Genomic DNA, 25796 nt, shown 5'->3' with positions numbered 1-25796 from the left:
TAATAGTTTTATGTCCAATAACCTCTACACTCAAAAAAATGACTCGGTAATGAGTACGTTTTGGCGTTACGCCATTCCGTCTATCGTTGCTATGGTAGTGAGTGGTCTTTATCAAGTCATTGACGGGATTTTTGTCGGTCATTACGTTGGAGGAGAAGGGCTTGCGGGGATCAATATGGCATTCCCTGTTCTAGCCGTTGTTATTGGGATTGGGTTATTAATTGGCATGGGTGGCGGCAGTGTTATATCCATCAAGCGTGGAGAGGGAAACACTCTGTCAGTTAACCATTCATTATTCACATCCATCTTTCTTGTTCTCATTACAGGGATTGTAGGGGCAATATTCCTGGTGATTTCGAGCGACTCAATATTGTCCATACAAGGTGCTTCAAATACACCAAGAGCATTCGCAGAAGATTACATTGACATATTAACCATGGGAACGGTGTTGACTATTGGCGCTGCCGCACTTCCGATGTTAGTTAGAAACGATAATAGCCCTAATCTAGCGACAGCCTTTATTGTCGTTGGAGCGTTAGCCAATATTTTACTGGACTATGTGTTTTTGGCGCACCTCAATATGGGATTAAAAGGGGCAGCCATCGCTACGTTAATAGCACAACTAGCAACGTGCCTTTTAGCCCTTTGGTATTTTATCAGCAAGCATTCCGAAGCTTCTTTGAACCAAGGAAAATTCTCATTCAAAATTGCTAAGCGAATCTTTGAATTGGGCTCATCTAGCTTAGTTATGTTCATATACTTCGGCTTTGTATTAGCACTGCACAATAAGCTATTTATGATGTATGGCGATGCAACTCACGTCGCGGCCTTTGCCATCGTTGGTTACATAGCCAGTTTGTATTACTACTTCACGGAAGGGATAGCCAATGGAATGCAGCCACCTGTGAGTTACTATTTTGGTGCTAAGCAGTACGACAATATCATTAAGACAGTCAAGCTGGCTTTGGCAGTATCCGTAGGGTTAGGTATTGTTGTGGTGCTGCTGGTGAATGTATACCCATTAGCGGCTATTTCTTTATTTACCACGGGTGATGTGGCATTAACTGATGTAACAGCGCAAGGCGTTAAACTTCACTTGCTAGGCATTTACTTAGATGGTTTCTTATTTGCTGCTTCTGTTTACTTTATGGCAATAGGTCTTGGGGGCAAAGCCCTGTTTGTCTCAGCTGGGAATATGTTTATCCAACTGCCCTTTTTATGGATTTTACCTAAATATCTTGGTGTAGATGGCATTTGGCTTTCAGTGCCTGCTTCGAACATTGCTCTTACGGTTATCGTGTTGCCTATGTTAATTAAGAGCCTTAAAAACCTGAAAGAAGAGGCCCAACATCCTGAGCCTTTGCCAGCAACATAATAGTAACTAGAAGGAAAATCCGTCGCTGCGCCATGCGGCTTTTCCTCTATTACCCAATATCTTACTTTGATTTCTATTGTGCCTAACCAATCTTTCTGTAATCTGTTCACTATGAACTTACCTGCTTAATGCGTTGGAAAAGAACATTGATGGATTACTCGCAATGCTATGGAATAGACTGGCTCGCGATGGTGCTAACTTTTTTGGCCATTTGGCAGATTGGCAATAAAAACAGAATAGGCTTCATGCTAATGATGTGCGGTAACAGTAGCTGGGTAGTGGTTGGTTACCTCACTGACAGCCTAGCCATGATCATTGCCAACATCATTTTCTTTTCAATGAATTTACGAGCCATCATCAAATGGTCTCGATCGTCCAAAGCTTCCGTGGAATAAAGACTGGCGCAATCAAATACTTCTTACATTAAAGTCGCCGCTACCCATTTGGTCTATGATTCCCTCTCGATACTGATACTTTTGTAAAAATTTGTATTACGTTTCTATCAATTGTATACATGAAAAAAATTCAAGATGGTTTGGCACAAAACACTGTAATTAAGAGGTTAACAATTTATTTACAGGATGAAATGCATGTGAATGTATTTTATACATCTCATATGTAAGAACGCGTAAGGGTGTGACTATTTACAATAAGAATTTTTTTTCCTTTCTCACTCTTGCGATACAATTCACATTCTATATACTCACCTTGCAATGTATATAAAGACCATATCAAGATGCCAAATTGTAGAATTTTATTGGTTGAAGATGATAAGGAAATATCTCGCCTGACTAAGATGTACCTTGAAGCTGAAGGCTATAAGGTAGACGCTATCTGCGACGGTTTGGATGCTGTCGACGCGGTTAAAAATACTTCCCCAGATCTTGTGATATTAGATCTCATGTTACCCGGAAAAGACGGCGCAACCATATGCCAAGAAATTCGGGAGTTTTACGATGGTATGATCGTCGTTCTAACCGCTTCAGAAGATGAACTTACTGAAGTGAGCCTATTTAAATTTGGGGCAGACGACTACCTCACTAAACCCGTTCGCGGTCATATTCTTGTTGCTCGAATTGAAGCCCTTTTAAGGCGCTATCAAAAGTCCCAATCAGCTCCAGATCCTCAATCTCTTTCTAACTACGGCATTTCACTTTGTCTAACTCGAAAAATCGCGTGCTATCACGAAACTAAGCTCAATCTTACTGAGTCAGAATTTGATATTTTGCACTTGCTGTTAGAAAACTCAAATAAACCCGTTTCACGTGAAATTTTCTGCCAATCTGCTCGCGGCATTGAATACAATTTTAATGATCGCTCTATAGACATGCGCGTTTCCGGTTTACGCAAAAAGTTCTCAATGGCGAATGTTTCAACAGCATTCATTAAGACGGTTAGAAATCAGGGTTACATGCTGACTCATGTTTAAATTTTTCAATTCCATGTTCACCCGGCTTTATCTAGGTATTGTAGCCGGGCTGGGGTTAACCATTATGGTTTTCCTTCATCTCGGCGAAGACTACATGCATCGCACTGATGTCGAGATATTCCTCAATGACGCGAGTTTTTTCGTCAATCAATACATTGAGGAACGAGGGCAACCAAACTCCTTATACAAAGAACTGGAACGAACGGGTAAGCAGCGCTTTTACATTTTTGATATGGCACTGCTCAAAGACTGGGATGAAAGTAAGCCCTGCCCTAACTGTGAATTCATGTTTTACATGAAGGGGTTACCGGTATACCTCATCAACGGTTGCCACTTTGCCGTAGTTATGCCCATTCCTAACTCTTCGTCTAGCTTATTTTTTAGCGAACATGGCGAATTCTTTGAACCCCAGATTGAGTGGTACGAAAACTCTGAAATTCACTTCGTACTTGCGCTATTGGCGACATTAGTTGTCAGCTTAGGTGCACTTATTTATATGCCGGTTCGTAGGATTCAAAAGCAAATTAACCAATTGGTCGACGCTCAGCGTAAATTCGGTCAAGGGTGTTTAACAACTCGTACTACAAAGCAGTATTCGCATCCGATTCGGGAATTAGCCGACGGATTTAACAACATGGCGGAAGACATTGAAAGCCGAGTTCGCCAAAGCCAAATCTTTACTCAAGCCATCCCTCATGAAATTCGTACACCACTAAGCCGCATACAGATGGCTTCCGATCTCGCAAGAATAAAGGCTCCAATCCAAGAAAGAGCTATCTTCGACAACATCGACAGTTATGTCGACGATATAAAGGAACTGTCGACAAAAATTGTGCAACTCTCTAAGTTGAATTTGGCAGGGAACGTCGAAAAGAACAGTAAAAACTCCGATATTTATATTTCAGATTTTTGCAGTGATCGGCTAAATAAAATTACAGAATTTCAGGGAAATTTTGTTGTTAACTGTAAAACGGGCAACACAGTTCTTAATGCAGACGAAACACTTTGCCAGCTGGTAATAGACAACTTCATAACCAACGCCACTCGTTATGGTAAAGAGCAAGTTAGGCTAAGCCTTACCTGTTTTAAAACCCACTGGGCAATAGACATTGAAGACGACGGACCCGGAATCCCACTTGATAAACGCAAAGAAATCTTTATGGCATTTTCTCGCTTAGATAAAAGCCGAAATGCCGACAGTGGCGGGTTTGGACTAGGGCTAGCCATCGCAGCAAGTGCCGCTAAGACGTTGAATTGGACTATCTCAGTCGATGACAGTGAATTAGGTGGCGCACGCTTCACGGTTTTGGTTCCGGTAGAGACACCACCTCAACAGAAAAAAGTCACTCTGCAAACCTATCAATTTGATACAACGACATTGTAGTCACTATTGTAACGCTCATAAAAACCATTGTAACGTTTATAAAAACTAGTGTAACGCTCATAAAAATGGCGGCATCATGTGCCGCCATTTTGTTTTCAGAGTATCTATATCTAACTTAACCTCTGCACGGGATAAGTTAAAATGCCGCTTCTGATGCAAATGCCAACTGTCTTTTCAGCGATTCAAAATCCCCTACCGCTTCGCCATTCACTCTAAACTGTGGATAGCTCCGCGCTGTTGGGAAGAGTTCAAATAAGGATTCACGGTCGAAGTCTTTATCTAACTTTAGTTGACGTAGCTTCATACCCTGCTGAGCAATCCAATTTGCCGCTGTGACACATTGTGGACAGTTGTCCTTGCTAAACATCTCTATTTGCATTTTCCACTCCTGTTAGAAATCGGCATCAAATGCCAGTTGACGATCTTGTGGACGCTTATACTCGGTCACACGTTTTTCAAAGAAATTGGTTTTCCCTTCCATATCAAGAAGGCGCATGTAATCAAATGGGTTCTCTGAGCCAAAAACAGGGTTAAATCCAAATAGCCCAGCAATAACATCAGCCGTGTGTTCAATGTATTGGCACATTAGATCCGCATTCATACCAATCAGATCCACAGGCAATGCTTCTGTCACAAACTCCTTTTCGATAGAAACCGCTTCACGGCATATCTCTTCAAATTCCGTTTGAGTCACTTTACCTTGACCCAATGTTTTAAATAGCAATGCCGAGAAGCTAAAGTGCAAGCCTTCATCACGTGCGATTAGGTCATTACTTGCTGCAAGACCCGCCAATAAACCGCGCTTGCGGAAGTAGTAAATCGCACAGAAGCTGCCAGCAAAGAACAACCCTTCTACTAAACCAAACGCAATAAGGCGCATCGCTAGTGGTTTGTCGGACGAGATCCATTTCATCACCCATTGGGCTTTACGCTTCACTGTTGGCACGTTGTCAATGGCATTGAACAAACGCTCACGCTCTTCGACATCCGGTATGTAAGTTTCCAATTGAAGCGCATATGTTTCGGCGTGAATCACTTCATTGAACGCTTGAAGAGCAAGGAAGCAGCGCGCTTCTGCAATTTCAATCTCGCCGTAAAAACGGGTCAACAAGTTCTCATTGATCATGCCTTCACTTTGTGCGAAAAACGCCAAAACGTGACGGATAAAGTGCTGCTCACCTTCTGTCAGTTTTTGTAGATCAGGCAGATCTTGAGCAAAATCCAATTCTTCGGTGGTCCAAAAAGCGGCTTCATGGGTTTTGTATGCTTGCCAAATTTCTTCGTACTGAATAGGAAAAAGGCTAAACTTGTTTTTTACTATCATGGTGTTGTCCTGTTAAGCAGGCGGATAGGGTGTACCCGCCTTAAATCATTGTTCTATTTAAAACAAAGCGTTTTCTGGTTCTGGCGGTTTAACCTAAGCGCCACAGCCCACGCAATCTTCATCGTTGTTACCGACGGTCATCTTCACCGCGTTAGCAGAAGGTTTGGATCTCAGGTAGTACATGCCCGTTTTCAGTCCACGTTTCCAAGCGTAAAAATGCATGGCGTTAATCTGAGCAAATGTTGGAGATGCTAGCCATAGGTTAAGGCTTTGCGATTGACATACGTACGGGCCACGATCTGCCGACATGTCGATGATCGCTTTTTGAGAAAGTTCCCATACCGTGCGATAAACCGATTTTACGTCTTCAGGTATCGACGCAATATTTTGTAAGGAACCGTTGTTCAAAATGATGGAATCACGAACAGCTGCCGTCCATAAGCCGCGTTCTTCTAGCGTTTTAACCAAGTGACGATTAACAATAATGAACTCACCAGACAGTGTCTGACGCTTATAGATATTGCTGGTCTGCGCTTCAAATGCTTCATTGTTACCCAAGATTTGAGCAGTAGATGCGGTTGGCATTTGAGCAATCAACAGTGAGTTGCGAAGACCATGTTGAGAAATGTTGTTTCTCAGTGAAGACCAATCCCAGCGCTCGCTCGGTTGTTCATTCCATAAATCAAACTGGAAGATACCTTGGCTAACTGGCGAGCCATCGTAACTGCTGTAAGTACCCAGATCTTGTGCTAACTCACACGATGCTTCCAGAGAAGCGTGATACATGGTTTCAGCAATATCGCGGTTCAAAGCACGCGCTTCATCGCTGTCGTAAGGTAGGTGCAACTTGAAGAATACGTCTGCCAAGCCTTGAATGCCTAAGCCAACTGGTCGATGAGCGTGGTTCGACTTTTCGATTTTGTCTGTTGGGTGGTAATTCACATCAATTACACGATCTAAATTCTTAATCGCGATTTTAGTGATTTCATGGAGCCTTTCGAAATCAAACTCACCGTTAATAATGCATTTAGGCAATGCCAGTGAAGCCAGATTACATGCCGCTGTTTCGTTGGCCGTCGACACTTCCATGATCTCAGCACACAGGTTACTCGACTTGATCGTACCCAGATTTTTTTGGTTCGATTTCACGTTACACGAGTCTTTATACAACATGTAAGGCGTGCCAGTTTCCGCTTGAGACTCAATGATTTGAGTCATAATTTGACGCGCTTTTACTGTTTTGAGCCCTAGCCCTTCACGTTCATATTTCTCGTACAAGGCAACAAACTCATCACCGTAAACGTCAGAAAGCCCTTTCGCGCTGTGTTCACTGAACAACGTCCAATCACCATCCTGCTCTACACGCTCCATAAACAAATCTGGAACCCAAAGTGACAAGAATAGGTCACGAGCACGGAATTCTTCCTTACCATGGTTTTTACGCAGGTCTAAGAAGGCTTCAATATCGGCATGCCAAGGTTCTAGGTAAATCGCAAATGAACCTTTTCGCTTACCGCCGCCTTGGTCTACGTAACGAGCGGTTTCATTGAACACTTTCAACATCGGGATGATGCCATTCGAAATACCGTTCGTACCGATAATTGGTGCGCCAGATGCACGAATGTTGTGAATGTGTAAGCCAATTCCACCCGCCGATTTTGAAATGAGTGCGCAGTCTTTTAACGTGTCGTAGATCCCTGAAATGGAATCATCTTGCATGGCCAAAAGGAAACAAGATGAAAGTTGCTGCATTTTGCAGCCGGCATTGAACAGCGTTGGCGTTGCGTGTGTGTAATAGCCTAAGCTCAACATGTCGTAGAGCTCTTTAATTTGTTTAATATTGTCACCAGCCACTGCTATCGCGACACGCATGTACATGTCTTGCGGACGCTCAACAATCACACCATCCGCTTTTAGCAAGTATGAACGCTCTAACGTTTTGTACCCGAAGTAGTCAAACTGATAATCACGTTTGTAATCAATCAGCTCTGCAAGCTCAGGGCCTTGGCGCTGCACTTGAGCGACATATTCATCCGATAAAATACCAATTTCGGCCAGTTGCTTCGTCGCCCGCTGGAAACCTTGAGTTTCTTTTTGGAGTGAACTCACCAACACACGTGCTGCAAGTTTCGCATAATCTGGGTGCTCTGCTGCCAAGCTGGCTGATGTTTCTGCTAGGAAAACATCAATCTCTGTCACCTTAATGCCATCATACAGGCCACTTACTACTTTTTGAGCCACTGCTATAGGTTCTACCTTTAAACCGTCTGACAGTGCCTCTGCTCTTCGGGTAACTTTATCCAGGCTAGTTTTCTCTTTTCGCCCGTCGCGTTTTATTACGTCCATAACTATATCTTGTATCCAGTTCAAAAATTAACCACTACATCTTGCTATATAGATCTAGTTGATAATGATTATCAATTCAAGACGTTTTACATATTAGAGCTGAACAAGCGAAAAAGATTTTGCAATTTCTAGATGCCTTGCCAGAGCAGAGGCGAGCAAAGTTTAGCGGTTTGAAGCACGAAATTTCCCACAAAATTAAATGCTAGTAATGAGTAACGTATACCAATGATATATATGGTTTTTTTATGTAATTTAAGCAGAAATAAAGTTTCGTGATCGACCGCGTAATTTTTAAAACAAAAAAAGGGTGTAGATTTATCAATTGATAATGATTATCATTTAAAAAATACTTCACTCATTTGGGATGTTAAAGAAATGGATTCACTTCATCATCAGATTTTCCGCAATATCGACAACTATCGCTTGAAGGCTCAAGATTTAAAAACCGAAATGTATCTGTGTGAAGCTGTATTGACTAAAAGCAACGGCTGTGAGCGAGCACTTCATGCCTATAACGATGCCTGCCAAAAACTGGTGAGACGATCGCAGGAAGTCGGTGACGACTATTGCGCCATCCGAGTATTGAAAAAGCTGCACTATGCGCTGGTTAATGAGATGAACAACCCCGACCGCGGTCAGGCATTTCGTCACAAAAGTTATCTTTTGGCGTGCGATACATTGGTGGAAATGTGCCGCCTCTACCGTTTGTATGAAAATGAACCACGTGCTCAAATGTGTCAGGAAGAGTTTTCACGCTCCATTACCTGTAATCATCCCCCAAAATCACACTAATTTTTCCTCACTCCAAATTATCCTACTGATGTTAGGGTCTGATGACCCTAAGATTTGTTTCCCCCAACCGTAAAATGAAAAAACACTTTTTTGCCGCTGAGCCTAGGGGCTCTTTAAGTTCTTTTCGCTAAATGTATTTTTGCTTCTATTACGACTTATTCAGAATCTAGAGGAATAAGACGAATCCCTTTTTTTTAAAAAAAGCATAAAAACGTGAAATGAACCTGTGCTTTGATGGGTCTTTTAAAACAAGTCTTCAAAACAGAGCTGTAAATAAATACTCAAACTCCCTCAAGATACTGGATTCAGAGCGTTATCTTCTGTTTCAGTTCAAGGAAAAGAACGTATTTGCCCTGTTTTTATTAACCAGTTTCACTACACTTAAAGCCAGACCACATGGTGGATATAAGTGATTGATAATTTTGCCAACAACCTAATGAAGGAAATGTGATGAGCAAAAAAAAGATACTTCTCGCACTCGCGATTGTTGGGTTCATAGTTTTATGGTTTAGCCTAGATTTAGGCCGTTTCCTTACCTTGGAAACAGCAAAGCAGCAGCAGGAACAATTGTCTTCTCTGATTGCTGAAAACCCTCTGCTTTCCAGTGTGACCTACTTTGTTATTTACGTCATCGTGACCGCGCTATCATTGCCTGGTGCAGCCATTATGACACTATTAGGCGGCGCATTGTTTGGGTTTGGCTGGGGCTTGCTATTGGTTTCGTTTGCCAGCTCTGTTGGGGCAACTCTTGCGTTCTTATTCAGCCGATTTTTACTGCGCGATTGGGTTCAAAATAAATTCGGCGAGCGCTTATCAGCCATTAACGAAGGTGTTGAAAAACAAGGTAAGTTCTACCTGTTCACTTTACGCTTAATCCCTGTATTCCCTTTCTTTGTCGTCAACCTATTAATGGGTTTAACACCAATCAAAGCACGCGATTTTTATTGGGTAAGTCAATTGGGGATGTTAGCGGGCACAGCGGTATACGTTAACGCTGGTACTCAGCTAGCTGAAATCGACTCGTTAGCGGGCATTATTTCACCACCAATTTTGCTTTCATTTGTTTTACTTGGTTTGTTCCCATTAATTGCCAAGAAACTGGTCGATATTATTGCGGCTCGTAAAGTGTATGAAGGCTGGAAGAAACCCGCTAAATTCGATACCAACATGGTGGTTATCGGTGCTGGTTCTGGTGGTTTAGTTTCAGCTTACATTGCTGCCGCGGTTAAAGCGAAAGTCACCTTGATTGAGCGCCATAAGATGGGTGGTGACTGTTTGAACACAGGTTGTGTGCCTTCTAAAGCACTGATTCGTGCCGCGCACACAATGAAGGAAATCTCTCAAGCCAAGCGTTTTGGAATTGATGCCGGAGAAGCGAAAGCTGATTTTGGCGCGGTAATGGACCGTGTTCAACACGTCATTGCGGACATTGAACCTCACGACTCTATCGAGCGCTATTCTTCGCTGGGTGTCGATTGTGTGACTGGCGAAGCGAAAGTTCTATCTCCTTGGGAAGTGGAAGTAAATGGTGAACGTCTCAGAACGAAAAACATCGTTATCGCAACTGGTGCTCGCCCACTGGTTCCGGGTATCCCAGGTTTAAGCGATGTTGAATACCTCACTTCCGACAACGTATGGGAACTGCGCGAGCAGCCTGAAAAACTGTTGGTGTTAGGTGGCGGTCCTATTGGTTGCGAACTCGCACAAAGCTTTAGCTTACTTGGATCTGAAGTTACTCTGGTTGAGATGGCGGAACAAATCCTAATTCGTGAAGATAGAGAAGCGTCTGATCTCGTAGCAAGCCACTTGACCGAAGACGGTGTAAACCTATTAACGGGTCACAAAGCCGCGCAATTTGGTCGTGATGAACAGGGTCAGTTTGCCGAGCTTGAACACCAAGGTGAAACCAAACGCGTTTACTTTGATAAAGTGTTACTCGCACTGGGTCGTGTTGCCAATGTGAAAGGCTTTGGCTTAGAAGAACTCGGTATTGAAGTTACGGACCGTGGCACGGTTGACGTCAATGAATACCTACAAACTAAGTACCCAAATATCTTCGCTGTTGGCGATGTGTGTGGACCATTCCAATTGACTCACGCTGCCGCGCACCAAGCTTGGTATGCAGCCGTAAATGGCTTGTTTGGGCAGTTTAAGAAATTTAAAGCTGACTACCGTGTGATGCCAGCGGCAACGTACACCACACCAGAAGTCGCTCGTGTTGGTATTAACGAAAGCGAAGCAAAAGCCAAAGGCATTAACTACGAAGTGTCGACTTATGGCATTGATGATCTAGACCGCGCCATTACCGATGGAGCAGACATCGGCTTCATTAAAGTGATCACACCAAAAGGAAAAGACACTATTTTGGGTGTCACGATTGTGGGGCACGGAGCAGGTGAATTGCTGGCTGAATTTACTTTAGCCATGAAGTACAACTTAGGTTTGAACAAGATTCTAGGTACGATTCACCCTTACCCGACGATGAGTGAAGCGGCGAAATACACTGCTGGGGTATGGAAAAAAGCCAACGCACCAGAAAAACTGTTGGAATGGGTTCAAAAATTCCACGGTTGGCAACGTGGTAAGTAAGCCAACAAGGTTTTAACCAAAAGTGCCCTGTTTTTCAGGGCACTTTTTTGTTTTTACACAGATCATCAAATAAGAGCCAAGACAAGTCCAACGACAATACACACCACCCCGACTCCTCTTGTATACAGCCACTTTTCTTTCAAGAAAATAATTCCCAATAAAAGCCCAAATATGATGCTGGTCTGGCGTAAAGCAACCACCAAGCTGACGTTTTCAGTTAGCGTCATGGCATACAAAACTAAGGTGTACGTTACGCCCATCATGATGCCTGCAACCGTGGCAGACTTTTTCATTTCCCAACCTTTTCGAAAGACATGCCATTGTTTCGTCACAGCAAAGGTCAGGGTTAATGTCGCGGCCATAAATGCAAACTGAACACCCAAATAGAAAATAGCCACCTGTTGCGCGCTGTAAACTTCCTTCACTTCACTGGTAAGAATGTCTATCGCGACTTTATCCAGAATGGAGTAGCCCGTTGTCCCCACTGCGGCGACAAGCGCCCAAGCCACACCACCATTCATGTAATCGGATAGCCTAAACTGGCTGAATGTCACGAGCGGAACAAACAGGCAACCAAGGGTAATTAAGGTAAAGCCAATCCATTGAGCATCACTCAATGTCTGCCCTAACAATACCGTCCCCATACCGACCATCAGTACTGGCGTGGCTCTCGCGATAGGATAAATCACGCCAACATCGGCACGCTGATAAGCGTACGCCAACCCAAGCATGTAAACAGCTTGAAATACCGCACTCACACATACCCAAAGCCAAAACTCAAAAGGCAATGAAATGTCGGGGGAAGACAGAAACCAAAAAGTATAAGGGGCTAAGATAAGGGTTGGCGCATACGCCGAAGCAAGAAAAAACGAACCACCAGCACCTTGCTTAGATTTGCCAATGATATTCCAACTCGCGTGCAACAACGCCGAGAAAACCACTAAAGCAATAGCAAACAATGACATAAACTATTTTTTCAGCTCCACACTCGATTCAATGCTGATCGCATCATGTCGCCAATATTCGATGCGACAATCAATGATCGCACCGGAACTGTCTAGGCTCGAACGCTCAATCACCATTGCTGGAGCACCCGGTGTTGCGCGTAAAGACTGCGCAATGTCTCCAAGCAGTGAAGTGGTTCGTAGCCGAATTTGAGTCGATGCCGGGTGAATACCAAATTCATTCGCGCAAATACCACTGAGTGAAAGGGTAAGGTCGTGATCGAGCAGACTCGGCGCATAGTCAGGCTGAACATAATGAGTCACATGCATGACGGGACGTTCATCGAGGTAACGAAGCCTCTCAATTTTATGCACATCAGAGAAAGGTTGAAGATCCAAAATCTGAGAAGCGTATTTGGTCGCCAAAATGGTTTTCGATGTGAGAACTTCGGTTCTAGGCTTTCTTTCATTCGCCGTCGCTAATGCCGTAAAACTGAAGTCTTTACCTGGATCGTAGCTTAGTGGCGGAGGCGAGATAAACCACCCTCGCCTATCTTCTCGGTAGATTTTCCCTTCAATCTCAAGCAGCGATAGCGCTTCTCGCAGTGTTACTCGCGTCGTGTTAAATGACTCAGCTAATTTACGTTCCGGAGGCAGTTTCTGCCCCGGAGGTAATAACCCAGATTCAATCTGCTCTTCTACTGCGATTTTAATCTCTACGTATTGCACCCATTCACCTATTTGTCAGACAACCGTTCATCTTCTTCCTCTTCTATTTTGGCTAATGCATTGGCTGCGCGCTGCAAAGCAGGAAGAAAATGTAGAGCTTGTTCTGGTTTTAGGCGAATAATCGGCGCTTGTATGGCAATACCAAGATTAGAACGTCCACGTTTTGAAGGCACTAACACAGCAACACAGAACAGACCGGGTAAAAATTCTTCGTTATCGATGGCGTAACCATTGTTCTTAACTAGGTCGAGTTCTTCTTCCAAATCTTCAATGTTGGTTTTCGTATGCTGGGTGTAACGCTCTAATTCAGTGGTGGTTAACACACGTCTGCGCTGCTTGGCATTCATATTCGCGAGGAAAAGCTTACCCGTTGCACTGCAATGCACAGGCACACGTGAACCCGGGTGCAAATAAAAGCGAAGTGGGGCTTGGGTTTCTACGCGATCAACATAGACAATCTCGCCCCCAGAAAGCGCCGTAAGGTTACAGCTTTCTCCCACTTCATTTTGCAATTGCAGTAACACGGCGTGCCTTGCACTGTGAATCGTACTGTTCAGTAGCAACTTTTCCGCAAAACGGCGTAATCGTATTCCGGTGCTGTAGTGCCTGTCATCATGGTCACGCTGCACAATGCCAGCGCTCTCTAGCTGCTGAAGCATTCGGTGTAATGTGGGCTTAGGCAAACCCGTTTCTTCGACAAGGCTTTGTAATGAGAAAAATTCGTCCTTTTCTGCGATCACTTCAAGTAAAGCAAAAAGGCGCAAGGTGGGCGTATCACCCTCCACTTTAGGAGGCTGAGTGGGTGACTGGCTGTCCATATTTCTCCGATTTTCTTCTTCAACTGCTCACGAGACCACTTATAGCAAGAAAGCAATATGATTTATACCACATAGCGGATTTAGATTGATCTATGGGGCATCAGTCGTTAGCATTAACACATAATTGCAATTTACGGAACCAATTGTATCGATAAATGGAATGTTATTATTATGAAAGCAATTGAAAAGATCATCGAATCCGCAAGAAACAACCCAAAAAAGATCGTTTTGTGCGAAGCACAAGATAAGCGCATCCTCAACGCCAGTTTAAAGGCTCATCAACTCGGGGTCGCTGAGATAATATTGGTTGGCAGCAACAAAGATCTTGAAGCGCAAGCTTTGGCACAAGGGCTATCGTTGTCTGGGTTGACCTTGATTTGTATCGACGATAGCCCGCTTACCAAGCCGTTGAGCCAAGCATTGTATGAGTTAAGGAAACACAAGGGGATCAGCCAAATAGATGCCGAAGCATTGATTCGTCAACCGCTCGTTTTTGCATCTATGCTTGTACGAGAGGGCTACGCTGATGGGCTAGTCGCAGGATCGGTATACACAACAGCGGATGTCGTTCGTAATGCTATTCAGTTAATTGGCACCAACAAAGCATTCCCGCTCGTGTCGAGCTTTTTCATCATGATGTTATGTGAGCCTTTCCACCATCATAAAGGGCCACTCATATTTACAGACTGCGGCTTGGTGGTGGATCCAAACGAAGAACAACTTGCCAATATTGCGATCACAGCAGCCAATAGCGCACAGCAACTTCTGAATGTTGAGCCGAGAGTCGCGATGCTTTCATTCTCAACAAATGGAAGTGCACAACATTCTTCGGTAGACAAAGTGATAAATGCGTCAAAAAGAGTAAAATATCAACGACCTGAACTGGCAATTGATGAAGACGTGCAATTCGATGCCGCCATCGTCGCAGAAGTTGCCAATAAGAAGGCACCAAATTCAACCGTAAAAGGCAACGCCAATGTACTCGTTTTCCCTAATTTAGAAGCAGGAAACATCGGCTACAAACTGGCAGAAAGACTCAGTGGCGCAAAAGCTATAGGGCCTCTTTTACAGGGACTCGCAAAACCCGCCAACGATTTGTCCCGAGGGTGCAGCGAAGACGATATATTCCATGTCATCGCCACGACGGTTGTTCAAGCTCAACATACCTAATTGAGGTTACCTCGTTCGAATGGAATTAATCCTGTTACTCGTTATTATCGCCATTGGCACGTATTTCCAAACTGTAGCAGGGTTTGGTATCGCCATAATCATTATCGGTTTGACCAGCGCTTTCCAACTCTACAGTTTGCCTGTTATCGCTGCCATCATCAGTTTGATAACCATTGGAAATTGTCTGGTCGCGTTAAAAGGTGTTGGTCGGCAAACACCTTGGCGTAAATGGGTGTTCACCATTTTAGGTGTTATGCCTGGTATCTATATTGGTCTACTGGGCTTGAACCATCTAAGTGGTGAAGCGATAAGTACTTTGGAGTTTTTGTTGGGCTGTATCATCTTGTACAGCGCCATCAGTTTATTTTGGCGAGCGGCAGCAAAAAAAGAGCTCTCAAGTGTTCGTAGTTTCTCTTTTGCTGGCTTTACATCGGGGCTCTGTAGCGGAATGTTCGGACTGGGCGGTCCTCCACTTGTTTACCACTTTTATCGCCAACCTATGGCAATGGAGCATATTCGTGCGCTGTTGCTTTCCACCTTTCTTTGCAGTTCGGTTTCTCGAACGGTGCTTCTTGCATGGGAAAACCAACTCACTCCTGAAATTCTGACCATTTCAGCCGCGGCGATTCCCTTAGTGATGGTTGTGACCTACTTAACACAGAAATATCCAACGAATATCTCCCCTAATACCATGAGAAAAGGGATATCGATAGTGTTGTTTCTGATCGCCATGCGCTTGATGATGCCGTTCTTTATAGACATGCTCCCCAAGTGACTCATCTAATTAAACACAGATATGTGACTGCAGCTAACACACCAGCCCCATGCTTTACTTTTGGCTGGTATAATTGCGCGATATAAAACCTGAATCGAGCCAAATTTTGAATATCCTGATCATTGAAGATGAACCCGCTATTGCTGAAAATTTAATCCACGTTTTGGAAATGGATGGTTATCAAGTGGACTGGTTTTCAACCGCTGGCGAAGGGCTTGCCCATTTAAAAGCACAAAACCCAGATTTATTGGTTCTAGATGTGGGGCTACCGGATGGAAATGGCTTTGAGCTATGTAAAACCATTCGCGATTTTTCCGCGATCCCTATCATTTTTTTAACCGCCAGACATGATGAAATAGACCGAGTTGTCGGACTAGAAATCGGGGCTGATGATTACGTAACCAAACCTTTCAGCCCTCGGGAAATGCTCGCGAGAATCAAGCTTCGTATTAAGTTTCGTTCATTGGTTTCCCCCCAACCTGACGCGGAAAAATCGGTCGAGAACACCCAAGACTTATACCCCGAGAATTTTGATTACCGTGTAGGCAGCCAAAACCTAGGGCTAACCGCTGTGGAATTCAAAATCCTTCACAAGTTGATTGATGTATCGACCAACGTACTTAGCCGAGAACAGCTCATGATCGCTGCCGACATGGCGCCAGATGCCATCTACGAACGTAATATCGACTCTCACATTAAAGCCATTCGCAACAAACTCAAACCCTTTGGTATGACAGATAGAATTTGTACAAAAAGAGGGTTCGGATACTACTATTGCGTTCAAAAATCACACCGTTGTAAGGCTTAACATGACCGACAAAACGTCCAATTGGCCTAAAATCCCCCTCGGGATTCGTCTCTTCTTCCTCTACTTTGTGTTGGTGGGCATGACTGCCTATATCGTTAGCCAAACGGTCATTCAAGAACTGAAACCGACCGTGCGCCAAGCGACAGAAGAAACGTTAGTCGACATGGCGAATTTGCTTGCTGTACTGGCGGAAGAAGAAGTTGCAAATGGTGAAATGACACAAAGTCGATTTGCCAATTTACTGACAGCTTATGGTAAGCGAGAACCGGAAGCGAGAATCTGGGAAATCGGCAAAAAAGTCATTAATCATCGAATCTATATCACCGATAAAAATGGCATCGTTATCGCCGATTCTTGGCAACAAGATGTGGGCAAAGATTACTCTCAGTGGAATGACGTGTACTTAACGTTACGCGGAAAATATGGGGCTCGCAGTACAACCGAAAACCCCGAAGATCCTCTTTCTACGGTTATGCACGTCGCCGCCCCCATCTACCATCAGGGAGAAATTATCGGCAGCGTTACGGTAGCGAAAGCTAATCGCAGTGTTCAGCCTTTTATCGACCTTTCAAAACGAAATGTCTTATTCTGGATGATGTGGATGACGGGGCTGGTATTGCTCGCCGGTGCGCTCATCGCTTGGCGTATTCACTCTGCCCTACATAAACTCGAAGATTACGCAGAAAAAATGGGCCGCGGAGAAAAAGTCACCAAACCGACTTTCCGAATCTTTTATGAATACGGCACGCTCAGTAATGCGCTGGAAAAAATGCGCAATCAGCTCGACGGAAAACACTACGTTGAAGAATATGTTCAAACACTCACCCACGAACTCAAAAGCCCAATCTCTGCCATTAAAGGCGCGAGCGAAATCTTGCAGATGCCGCTACCGGAAGAAAAAATAAGCCGTTTCGCTGGCAACATAGAACGCGAAAGCAACCGAATGCAATTGCTTATCGATAAACTGTTGGAGTTAGCTCGGTTAGAAAAAATGCCTCAATTGGAAAATACGCAGCCACTTCCCCTACTCATGATGTTGGAAGAAGTTGTGCACGCCTCAGACGCCAAGCTCAGTAAAAAATCGGCATCATGCGAAATAACTGCGAGTGAACCAAGCGCGTCAGACAGTCCGTTAACCGTATGCGGCGACAGTTTCTTATTGAAACAGGCATTATTCAACTTAATGGAAAACGCCCTCGATTTTGTTTTTGAACAAGGCAGTATTCATTGGTGTATCTCGTACAGTGGTGGAAATGCGGTGCTCACGGTGTTCAATACAGGGCCGCACATTCCTGACTACGCCCTAGAAAGAATCACCGAACGGTTTTACTCACTGCCTAGGGAAAGTGGCGTGAAAAGCACTGGGTTGGGGCTTAACTTCGTTGAGCAAGTCGCTAAGTTGCACAGTGGTACACTCGAGATAGCCAACGTCGAGGGCGGGGTCAAAGTCACGCTGCAGCTTCCAACCCCTAAAAAGCGTTTCTACCCCATAAAGGCATTAGCAACTCCATAAAAACTCCACATAACCTCCATTCACTCTCCAAGTTGCTGTTTTAGAGTGCGAATAACGTTTAAGGAGAGTGAAATGAAAAAATTTATGAACAACCAACTCGGCATAAAGTTTGGCTTTGTGCTGTTTTTATTTCTGCTACTGCAGATTCCAGTATCCATGATTGAAGACCTTATTTCTGAGCGTTCCTATCGACAGCAGGAAGTTCAGCAAGACATCGCTCGAAGCAGCAGCGGTGAGCAGCGCATCATGGGACCTTTCATCAATATTCAGTACACGGAAACCATCACTAATAAAGACAAAGAGTTCATGATCGAGCGTCAGGCGTTCATTTTACCCGATACCTTTAACCTGACGTCTCATCTTGAAAGTTTCGAGAAATACAGAGGGATCTATAAAGCTCGCCTTTATCAAGCGCAGACCGACCTCAATGGGGAGTTTGATCTCTCTTCGCTGGATGATTTGAGCGAATTCACAATAGATAAGATCAGCATGGTGGTGGGCATCATTGACAGCAGAGGGTTAATCAACTTAGGGGAGTTATCACTAGGTGGACAATCCATCGAAGTTGAACCAGGTACTGGGATGAACCAAATGACACAAGGTTTCCACAGCAAACTGGACATCGATACTTTAGATACATCTAAGCCGCTAACATTTGATTTGAACTTCTTGCTACAAGGTATGGGTAATCTACAAATCACCCCGATTGGCAACAATACCAGTGTTAAGCTTTCCTCTAGCTGGCCTCACCCGAGTTTTATTGGCGATTATTTACCTACTTCTTCCGATATCCAAGAAACCGGCTTCAGTGCTAAATGGGCAACCAACAACTTTTCAACCAACATTACCCAACTGTTTGATAAATGCATGTCAGACAATACCGAATGTTACGAACTTAACGGCAGGCAAATGGGTGTGGACTTGATTGACCCTGTCGACCATTACCTTAAATCCCATCGCGCCGTAAACTATTCTCTGCTGGTCATTACCCTTATATTCGCTAGCTTCTTCTTATTAGAGCTGTTCCAAGCGCGCCCTATTCACCCAATCCAGTACGGTTTTGTGGGTCTTGCTCTAGCGCTGTTCTATTTGTTGCTGATTTCCCTTAGTGAGCATACTGGCTTCAATTGGTCATACTTAGTGTCTGCCGTTGCGTCCACTGCCTTATTGAGTGTGTACGTGGGCGGTATGCTGAATAACCGTAAACATGGCAGCATCTTTGGAATCAGTTTACTCATTCTGTACGGATTGTTGTTCGGGCTGCTGCAAGCAGAAAGCTATGCCCTACTGATGGGAACACTATTGTGCTTTGTCGTCTTAAGTTTGGTTATGGTGATGACTCGACACGTCAATTGGTATGAACGAAGTGCAAAAGCCGCAAATGCACAACCTCAATCCAACCATGATGCTGATTTCGAAGACGGTAAACAGTAACCCGATTAAAACTAAACAAGAGCCGCAGCGTTAGCGGCTCTCGTATTTTATGTGATGCGACAAACGAGAGACCTAGAAGCTAATGGGGGAAACTTAACGATAAGCACATACGCACCTTCGTGAGCATGCACAAAAAGTGTCCTTTTTATGCGGAAATGCCCAAAATCCCAAAAATAAAAGCATTTTATTGAAAATAAACCTTTACAACGCCTCTCTCTGATGTAATATTGCGTGCGCTCTGTCACATAGAGTTATTTAAAAAAAACATTAAGTCAAAGCAAGTCTTCAGAATTCCTTCGTAACTGTTGAACCCTCTGTTACACCCTTAGCTTCATCGTCAAATTAAATAATTCCGGCTTTCAGTGCATTCGCTTATAGCGAACCTATTTAATTCAATATATTTAAGGGGCATTCCATGTCTAACAAAGTAACTGGTTCTGTAAAGTGGTTTAACGAAGAGAAAGGTTTCGGTTTCATTTCTCAAGATAACGGCGGTGCTGACGTATTCGTTCACTTCCGTGCTATCGCTTCTGAAGGTTTCAAAACTCTTAACGAAGGTCAGAAAGTGACTTTTGAAGTAGAGCAAGGCCAAAAAGGTCTTCAGGCTGCTAACGTAGTTCCTGCGTAAGTTATGCTTTTACGAGCAAGCTTAGCGGCTTGCTCGTTTAGCCCTCCGGCTTTACCTCGCATCACCGCTTCAGCTATATAACCTTCTTTGTTACTACTTCAATTTCTTTCTGTGTTTTAACGTATCCATCATTATGATGATCGTGTCATAGAACTATTTTAGAAACATACAGTCCTAATATACCTAAGTAACATCAAAGTGAAACATTCGAATACTTTAATGAAGGTATTGGTATGCGTTTACGCGCATTCAAACGTTCAGCCAATTTCAGCTTGAACAAAACTTAGCTGCTATAGGTCAAAAGACCCTAGTGAATAGAAAAAAGGAAAAACCATGTCTAAATCGATTGGTCGACACCGTTTCTGGTTTCAGAAATGCCGCAACAAAACTGAAAAATCTAACTCTACGAAGAGGAAATAAATGAGAATAGAATTCAATATTTTTAAAAGTAACACCCAGTGGGGAGTCACGACCCACCAAATGAATAGCGATATTTTGCTGCGCAATGTTCTAACCAAAGGCAAAGTATCTGATTTAAATCTGCAATTTTCGTACGATGAGCACACCAGTAAAGGCATCATTGCCAACTCGAGCAACCAAATTATCGGCGACTTTCTCGTCAGCTTTTAGATTATCAGCCGCCACTTGCTGATTGTCTTACGCTCTCCATTCAGAGCATACTTGTTGAACACATTGATACTGCCGCCCGTATCATGTGATTCACCATTTACCACTCATAAAAACGACTTACCATTAGAACAAGTCAATCAAAATTTAACAAAAAGATAACAAATATTTGACACCAATCTCCTTATTAAATTTGTGCCTATGCATAATGTTTAACGAACTTAAAAAGGTGAAAGTCAATGAATATATACCAAACACTTATCGCATCCTGCGCGATACTGGGTGTTGGCTGTACCAGTACCGCATTGATTGAATCTAAAAACGTAGACATGAAGTTTACGAATACCGCCCCTTTACCTTCTTTCTGCCAAGAACAGGGCAGCAACTTTATTCCTGAACCGCTAATAAAAACTTTTTTGATTGATCAAGTCGCCAGCTTTTTAGTCGATGCTGTAGATAGGCAATTAGAAAAGGAACTGAAGAAAAAAGTTCAGGTTTATAAAGGTGAGTACCTGTTTCAATGTGACTTAAAAGAACAAAAAGGCAAGGATCAATCCACGAAGAAAGTAACAAAAATTGAAGAACTTACTTTCCCGATGTCGATTCAGCTAAGCTCTGCTGAGACTGACCCTAAATTAATAATACCGATCACTTTAACCACATCGCCAATCTTCTATAAGGCGTCCGTTAATAGTCATTCTTTAGCTGACGAAACATTTAGTGTCCTTCCCTATCAATGGCATCACCTAGTTAAGAACAAAGAAGATACAGCAAAAGCCTTCAAAGGTGCTGCTACTTTGAATTTGAACTGGGTTACGTATACACGCAATAAAGAGTCTATCTCTATCAATACCATTTTTGACGGTGAAGTTGCGACTTTGGACATCCCGACAACGACTCCCAGTAGCCAGATTTCTTTCGGCGAACTGTCAGGTATTAGACCGCCTAAAGATGTAGATCGAGTATTTGTCCAGACTCATAAAATAACGCTTACTTTAACCGTAATAGACAAATCAATCTCTGCAAAAGCGTTAGAAAAACTGGCTGAAGCGCTTGAAAATAAAAAAGATGATAGCAAAGAAAAGTTATCCAAAAAACTTAAAGAAATATTGGACGTAAAAGAATAGGGATATCAAAATGAAACATTTATTTTTAATCGCCATCTGCTTACTTATAACAGCGTGTACATCTCCATACTCTCCTCCAGAAATGGAGAAGACAGCCACGTTTGAAGGGTTGATGACAAACAAAACAAACAGCATTTCTTACCGAACTATTATTGTTATGGTTCATGGCATGTGTGAAAAACCGTCCGACTGGGCCCGAAAACCGATTAATAGCATAGTAGAAAAGGCTGGGTACCACGGTCCTGTAGAAGAAAAAGACTTGGGCTATTACTTCCCCAATGGAAGTACATCAACGGGCTTTCCCTATCTTAGAGAGTACGAAGTCAGTGATGAAAAATCTGAGTTGAAATTCTACGCATACCACTACTCTGACTGGAATCAGATTCGAAATTCTGGCGAGCTGGATATTCAAGGCAAATCAGCCTATTTAAATAAAAAAGTCAAAGACACTTTGGTTTCTGGGTGCTTTTCAGATGTCACTACCTATGCTGGATCTAAGGGCATAAAAATCCGAGAGTACCTTGCGAAATCGATGGCTAAAGTTCAAGAGATGAATCCAGAATCCAGCACCATCAAGAACCGAATCTTCTTTATTTCATCCAGCTTAGGAAGCAAGGTGCTCAGAGATGTACTAATGTGCGCTCCTCATCCAAGTCAGCACTCTGATTACACTGTAAATCAATCGATCACCAAGTCGCTTATGGCTCAATCATCAACCGTTTTTATGGCATCGAACCAAATTCCACTCTTAAGCCCCTTGAACAATTGCAAACCCATAAAAACAAATAGAAGCGCTAAAACAGAGCAAGAGGAGTTTTACTCAAATAGCTTAGCCGCCGCCTTATCAGATTCGATTGAAAGCAAGCAAAACGGGGGATCAAAAATTAACGTCGTTGCGTATACCGACCCCAGTGATTTATTGAGTTACCCCGTAAGCAACTACGGTACCACTGCGACATCAAGTAACAGCCAAGTGACTGTACACAATGTAAAAGTAAGTAATACAAGCACTTGGTTTTGGTTTGTTACTAACGCGCTTGAAAGCCATATGGGTTATCTAAGTAACCCAGATGTTATTGCAAGCATGATTTGTGGCTCGGATGGGTGCCAATAACGGCAAACATTTTCTCGCTTAGAATAACAGCCACCCAAAAACAAAAATCCCGATCAAATCGGGATTTTTCGTTATATATCGACATAGTCTCTAAATGCGAAGTTTAGAGGCTACCTACACGGCGACTGAATCGAACAAGCGGATCTTAGTAAGCGCAGTGACTTCATCTATGTATTGTCGAACGCGCAGCGGGAACTGAATACCTTTCACAACCGTTAGATTACGTAGGTGCGGATATAAGTTCACATCGTCGTAACTGATGGTATTACCTCGCTCTGAAGGCAATGTCAGCCAATCCAGCTTTTCAAGCAGTGCATTCATTTTTGGTAAGTATTCATCAGACTTAGAGAAGGCTTCTTCAAAACTCATCCCTATCATGGCGGATTTGTTTTTGGTAAACCACGTTTTAGCTGATTCACTGCCGTACTCTGGTAACTCAATCATCAACCAGCGCGGGTAAAGCAAAGGACCACTAAACTCAAACGATTGCGCTAATATCTCACTAATTTTGTCACCAAGTTTACCTTCGGTAATAACTGAAGCACCATCTGACTCATCCAAATATTTCGCGATATCCAAACTTTCTGCCATATAGCTACCATCAAACTTTTGAAGGATCGGCACCATATTCGCACCCACTTTTTCAATACGGGCATCAACGTCGTCGTTTTGCAAAAACACTTCTTCAACGTCAAGACCTTTCAAGCCAGCGACCATCATTGCTTTAATGCAATACGGGCAATGTTCAAATACAAACAGCTTCATTTCTTCTCCTTAAGAGGCTGGTTTTCACAGCCAGTTTACCAAACCAAAGCAATTTCTCTAGTTAACCAATTTCGTTTTTTGTTGAAATAAAAAACTCAATACCGACAAAAAATTTGCTGGAAGGCAATTCACACTCTCAATGTCATGAACAATCAAACTCAAACATCAATTCAGTATTTAAGACACGCACCACCGAGCCTTATTGATAACCAAGCGAATATAATTAATTTTATAAAATGAACTATAAAATTAGTTAATTTAATTATTTTGGGTTCAAACACCAAGCCTCCGAATGTTCAGAGTGATTAAATCAAAAAAATTAGGTGACAAGAAATGAGAGATATCAAGTTTAAACAAGCCCTGTTATGCGCTGCCGTAAGCAGCAGCTTAATGGCATTCGCTCCTCTTTCGACTGCCGAAAGTCTCGCAATAACTAATACCGACATCAACCTTGAGCTCGCTAATGGCGCAGAAAGAGCTTCACGCGAGAAACGTGCCGCGATTGGAGCACTTTGGACAATAGGTCGTGCAATTCGACCATTAACAACTTTAGTCCGCCCTCTGTCATGGCATCGGTCAACACGTGTAGTCAATGTCGCTCGCAGAAAGCTTGCGAGCAGAAATATCACATTGCCAAGTGGGGCAACAGTTGCTACCGCTGCACAAGCGATAGGAACGGATGCCGCCGTACTCTTTGCAGAGACCGAAGCTGCGGCTATTGCAGTAGTACATAACCCAGGAGGCATTGCTTTACTAGAAGCAGCCGATGCTACTATTTTCACTCAGCTTCCAGAAATTACAGCTATTGAAGAAGGCGCGGCCTCTGAAGAAATCCTGCACGCTATCAATATTCCTATTGTAGAAACAATGGCGCTTGTAGAGGGAAGTGAACTCTACCCAATTGCAGAAAATGCCGGCGAAGCGATGAAACAAGTCTTTGCATCTTGGGAGGCTGAGTTTAACTCAGCGCTACAGCAAGAAATTCAAAGTGGAAGCGGGTACGTTGGTTGGTCAAACATTGACGCAGGCTTCAACCCTGCTGGTGTTGTAGGCAATGAAGTTAGAGCACTATCTGGTCGTTGGGCAACTAATTTCGAACTTGGCGAATACAACGCCATTACTAAAAAAGTTGACCTTAGGATCAGAATTCGCGGCGGGATCGATACCGAAGTCCAAAAGGGTGCAAGATTCGCAGAGTCAAGACATATACTTAACGTTGCCAAGAGGCTTCATCGCACAAACGTCTTCAACATAGAGAACTTCAACGAAGTAGCCACTGCCGCAACTCAAGCAGGTCAGTATTCGGGTGAATTAGAGTTGCTTGCTGATGCACAGCATGGAGCAATCACTAGGGGCTTTACTGAAGAGGCTGGAGCAATCATTGAACATGATGGGCGTCGTTTTATCGTCACAGATCAAAAGTACAAAGGATTTAAGAGGCTTGCGGATGTGAATGGTAACCGAGTTCGCTCTAATCTCATACGTCGAGATCACGTATTCCTAGCGGAACATAATGGGCAAGCTGTTCCTGTATTCCAAGAAAACGGAGGAAACGGGGTATACAGACTGTTTGACAATGCAAAAACACAACCAGAAATGCTGGGCCGAAATGGAAAGGTATTTAGTGCCATTGGTGAGCCTAAACCGCAACCCAACCTTACCTTTACCTCAGAGCAAGCTAACAACCTTAAGAGCATCGCCAGAAGCCACTTAAAGAAACTAAAAGAGGTCGATAAGCTTGGGAAAAGAAAAATTGGCCCGGTAGTATCTGTCGCACAAGATCTCGAATCAGGTACGATATCCAAACCTTATGTTAATAACTTTGAAGGCACTCAACCTTCAAACTTACACAACATTTTGGATAAAAGATTCAACATCCCTGATGCTGATCTTGAAGAGTACGCTTTCTCAAAAGGAAAAGGCTCTCATGCTGAGGTCTACGCTGTTAATGATCTTCTCAATCAAAGACCAAGTGCGACTCTAGATGACTTCGCTGTATTTACAATGGAAACACAAAAGAAAGGTTTTGTAGGGGAAATAAAGCCGCCGTGTATACACTGTAAGTGGATTCTAGGTGATGTACAGTACGTAGATTAAAATAGGAG

General features: G+C 43.3%; 23 protein-coding genes. 16 read left to right on the top strand and 7 right to left on the bottom strand.

Going from position 1 to position 25796, the window contains the following annotated elements; genetic code table 11:
- Nucleotides 1–10: 10 nt before the first annotated feature.
- The 4 genes from Q8W40_RS06320 (at nt 11) to Q8W40_RS06305 (ending at nt 4188) form a co-directional block, all read left to right on the top strand.
- Nucleotides 11–1375, top strand: coding sequence for an MATE family efflux transporter (locus Q8W40_RS06320; protein WP_305396372.1), 1365 nt, complete (start codon nt 11–13; stop codon nt 1373–1375).
- A 149-nt stretch (nt 1376–1524) separates the two neighbouring features.
- Complete coding sequence (locus Q8W40_RS06315; RefSeq protein ID WP_305396371.1) at nt 1525–1770, top strand: PnuC protein; 246 nt, start codon at nt 1525–1527, stop codon at nt 1768–1770.
- 341 nt (nt 1771–2111) lie between these two features.
- Nucleotides 2112–2804: a response regulator transcription factor gene (locus Q8W40_RS06310; RefSeq protein ID WP_305396370.1), complete on the top strand. Its 693-nt coding sequence runs from the start codon at nt 2112–2114 to the stop codon at nt 2802–2804.
- Nucleotides 2797–4188, top strand: coding sequence for an ATP-binding protein (locus tag Q8W40_RS06305; protein ID WP_305396369.1), 1392 nt, complete (start codon nt 2797–2799; stop codon nt 4186–4188). Before Q8W40_RS06310 ends, Q8W40_RS06305 begins: the two co-directional genes overlap by 8 nt.
- Before the next feature lie 136 nt (nt 4189–4324).
- Here the strand turns inward: Q8W40_RS06305 and Q8W40_RS06300 are convergent, their stop codons facing one another.
- The 3 genes from Q8W40_RS06300 to Q8W40_RS06290 all read right to left on the bottom strand — a co-directional run bounded on the left by Q8W40_RS06300 (nt 4325) and on the right by Q8W40_RS06290 (nt 7858).
- Nucleotides 4325–4567: a glutaredoxin family protein gene (locus Q8W40_RS06300; RefSeq protein ID WP_305396368.1), complete on the bottom strand. Its 243-nt coding sequence runs from the start codon at nt 4565–4567 to the stop codon at nt 4325–4327.
- A gap of 12 nt (nt 4568–4579) precedes the next feature.
- Nucleotides 4580–5512, bottom strand: a complete 933-nt coding sequence (locus Q8W40_RS06295; RefSeq protein ID WP_305396367.1) for a ribonucleotide-diphosphate reductase subunit beta — start codon at nt 5510–5512, stop codon at nt 4580–4582.
- Nucleotides 5513–5605: 93 nt separating this feature from the next.
- On the bottom strand, nt 5606–7858 hold the full coding sequence (locus Q8W40_RS06290) for a ribonucleoside-diphosphate reductase subunit alpha (protein WP_305396366.1): 2253 nt from the start codon (nt 7856–7858) through the stop codon (nt 5606–5608).
- A gap of 375 nt (nt 7859–8233) precedes the next feature.
- On the opposite strand from Q8W40_RS06290, the gene Q8W40_RS06285 reads away from it, so the two are divergent.
- Nucleotides 8234–8650 (top strand): hypothetical protein, encoded by a 417-nt coding sequence (locus Q8W40_RS06285; protein ID WP_101110349.1) that lies wholly within the window; start codon nt 8234–8236, stop codon nt 8648–8650.
- 450 nt (nt 8651–9100) lie between these two features.
- The gene (gene lpdA, locus Q8W40_RS06280) at nt 9101–11239 is read left to right on the top strand and encodes a dihydrolipoyl dehydrogenase (RefSeq protein ID WP_305396365.1); all 2139 of its coding nucleotides are present in this window, start codon (nt 9101–9103) and stop codon (nt 11237–11239) included.
- Between the two features lie 65 nt (nt 11240–11304).
- Here lpdA and Q8W40_RS06275 read toward each other — a convergent pair whose 3' ends face one another.
- From Q8W40_RS06275 to Q8W40_RS06265, 3 genes are read right to left on the bottom strand one after another with little or no spacing between them, the layout of a single operon-like run.
- The gene (locus Q8W40_RS06275; RefSeq protein ID WP_305396364.1) at nt 11305–12204 is read right to left on the bottom strand and encodes an EamA family transporter; all 900 of its coding nucleotides are present in this window, start codon (nt 12202–12204) and stop codon (nt 11305–11307) included.
- A gap of 3 nt (nt 12205–12207) precedes the next feature.
- Nucleotides 12208–12912, bottom strand: coding sequence for a UTRA domain-containing protein (locus Q8W40_RS06270; protein WP_305396363.1), 705 nt, complete (start codon nt 12910–12912; stop codon nt 12208–12210).
- A gap of 8 nt (nt 12913–12920) precedes the next feature.
- Nucleotides 12921–13730: an IclR family transcriptional regulator gene (locus Q8W40_RS06265; RefSeq protein WP_101110356.1), complete on the bottom strand. Its 810-nt coding sequence runs from the start codon at nt 13728–13730 to the stop codon at nt 12921–12923.
- Between the two features lie 171 nt (nt 13731–13901).
- On the opposite strand from Q8W40_RS06265, the gene pta reads away from it, so the two are divergent.
- The 9 genes from pta (at nt 13902) to Q8W40_RS06220 (ending at nt 22926) form a co-directional block, all read left to right on the top strand.
- Nucleotides 13902–14900 carry a phosphate acetyltransferase gene (gene pta / locus Q8W40_RS06260; RefSeq protein WP_305396362.1) on the top strand — a complete coding sequence of 333 codons (999 nt, stop codon included), beginning with the start codon at nt 13902–13904 and terminating at the stop codon, nt 14898–14900.
- A gap of 19 nt (nt 14901–14919) precedes the next feature.
- Entirely contained in the window at nt 14920–15675 is a 756-nt protein-coding gene (locus tag Q8W40_RS06255; protein WP_305396361.1) for a sulfite exporter TauE/SafE family protein, read from the top strand.
- Nucleotides 15676–15781: 106 nt separating this feature from the next.
- Nucleotides 15782–16483 (top strand): response regulator, encoded by a 702-nt coding sequence (locus Q8W40_RS06250; RefSeq protein WP_305396360.1) that lies wholly within the window; start codon nt 15782–15784, stop codon nt 16481–16483.
- Nucleotide 16484: 1 nt separating this feature from the next.
- A complete protein-coding gene (gene creC / locus Q8W40_RS06245) occupies nt 16485–17996 on the top strand; it encodes a two-component system sensor histidine kinase CreC (RefSeq protein WP_305396359.1) in 1512 nt (503 codons plus the stop codon).
- 72 nt (nt 17997–18068) lie between these two features.
- Nucleotides 18069–19430, top strand: a complete 1362-nt coding sequence (gene creD, locus Q8W40_RS06240; protein WP_305396358.1) for a cell envelope integrity protein CreD — start codon at nt 18069–18071, stop codon at nt 19428–19430.
- A gap of 415 nt (nt 19431–19845) precedes the next feature.
- Complete coding sequence (gene cspE, locus Q8W40_RS06235; protein ID WP_101110364.1) at nt 19846–20058, top strand: transcription antiterminator/RNA stability regulator CspE; 213 nt, start codon at nt 19846–19848, stop codon at nt 20056–20058.
- Nucleotides 20059–20478: 420 nt separating this feature from the next.
- On the top strand, nt 20479–20688 hold the full coding sequence (locus Q8W40_RS06230) for a hypothetical protein (RefSeq protein ID WP_305396357.1): 210 nt from the start codon (nt 20479–20481) through the stop codon (nt 20686–20688).
- Between the two features lie 236 nt (nt 20689–20924).
- Nucleotides 20925–21812 carry a hypothetical protein gene (locus Q8W40_RS06225; protein ID WP_305396356.1) on the top strand — a complete coding sequence of 296 codons (888 nt, stop codon included), beginning with the start codon at nt 20925–20927 and terminating at the stop codon, nt 21810–21812.
- Nucleotides 21813–21822: 10 nt separating this feature from the next.
- Entirely contained in the window at nt 21823–22926 is a 1104-nt protein-coding gene (locus Q8W40_RS06220; RefSeq protein ID WP_305396355.1) for a hypothetical protein, read from the top strand.
- Between the two features lie 114 nt (nt 22927–23040).
- On the opposite strand, the gene grxB is transcribed toward Q8W40_RS06220, so the two are convergent.
- Nucleotides 23041–23691 carry a glutaredoxin 2 gene (grxB, locus tag Q8W40_RS06215; RefSeq protein ID WP_305396354.1) on the bottom strand — a complete coding sequence of 217 codons (651 nt, stop codon included), beginning with the start codon at nt 23689–23691 and terminating at the stop codon, nt 23041–23043.
- Between the two features lie 333 nt (nt 23692–24024).
- Between grxB and Q8W40_RS06210 the strand changes: the two genes are divergently transcribed.
- Nucleotides 24025–25788: a YwqJ-related putative deaminase gene (locus tag Q8W40_RS06210; RefSeq protein WP_305396353.1), complete on the top strand. Its 1764-nt coding sequence runs from the start codon at nt 24025–24027 to the stop codon at nt 25786–25788.
- Nucleotides 25789–25796 lie beyond the last annotated feature (8 nt).

It is taken from the genome of Vibrio penaeicida (assembly GCF_030689305.1).
Lineage (GTDB): Bacteria > Pseudomonadota > Gammaproteobacteria > Enterobacterales > Vibrionaceae > Vibrio > Vibrio penaeicida_B.
Note: the sequence above shows the minus strand (reverse complement) of the source record. Positions and strands in the feature narration are given on the sequence as shown.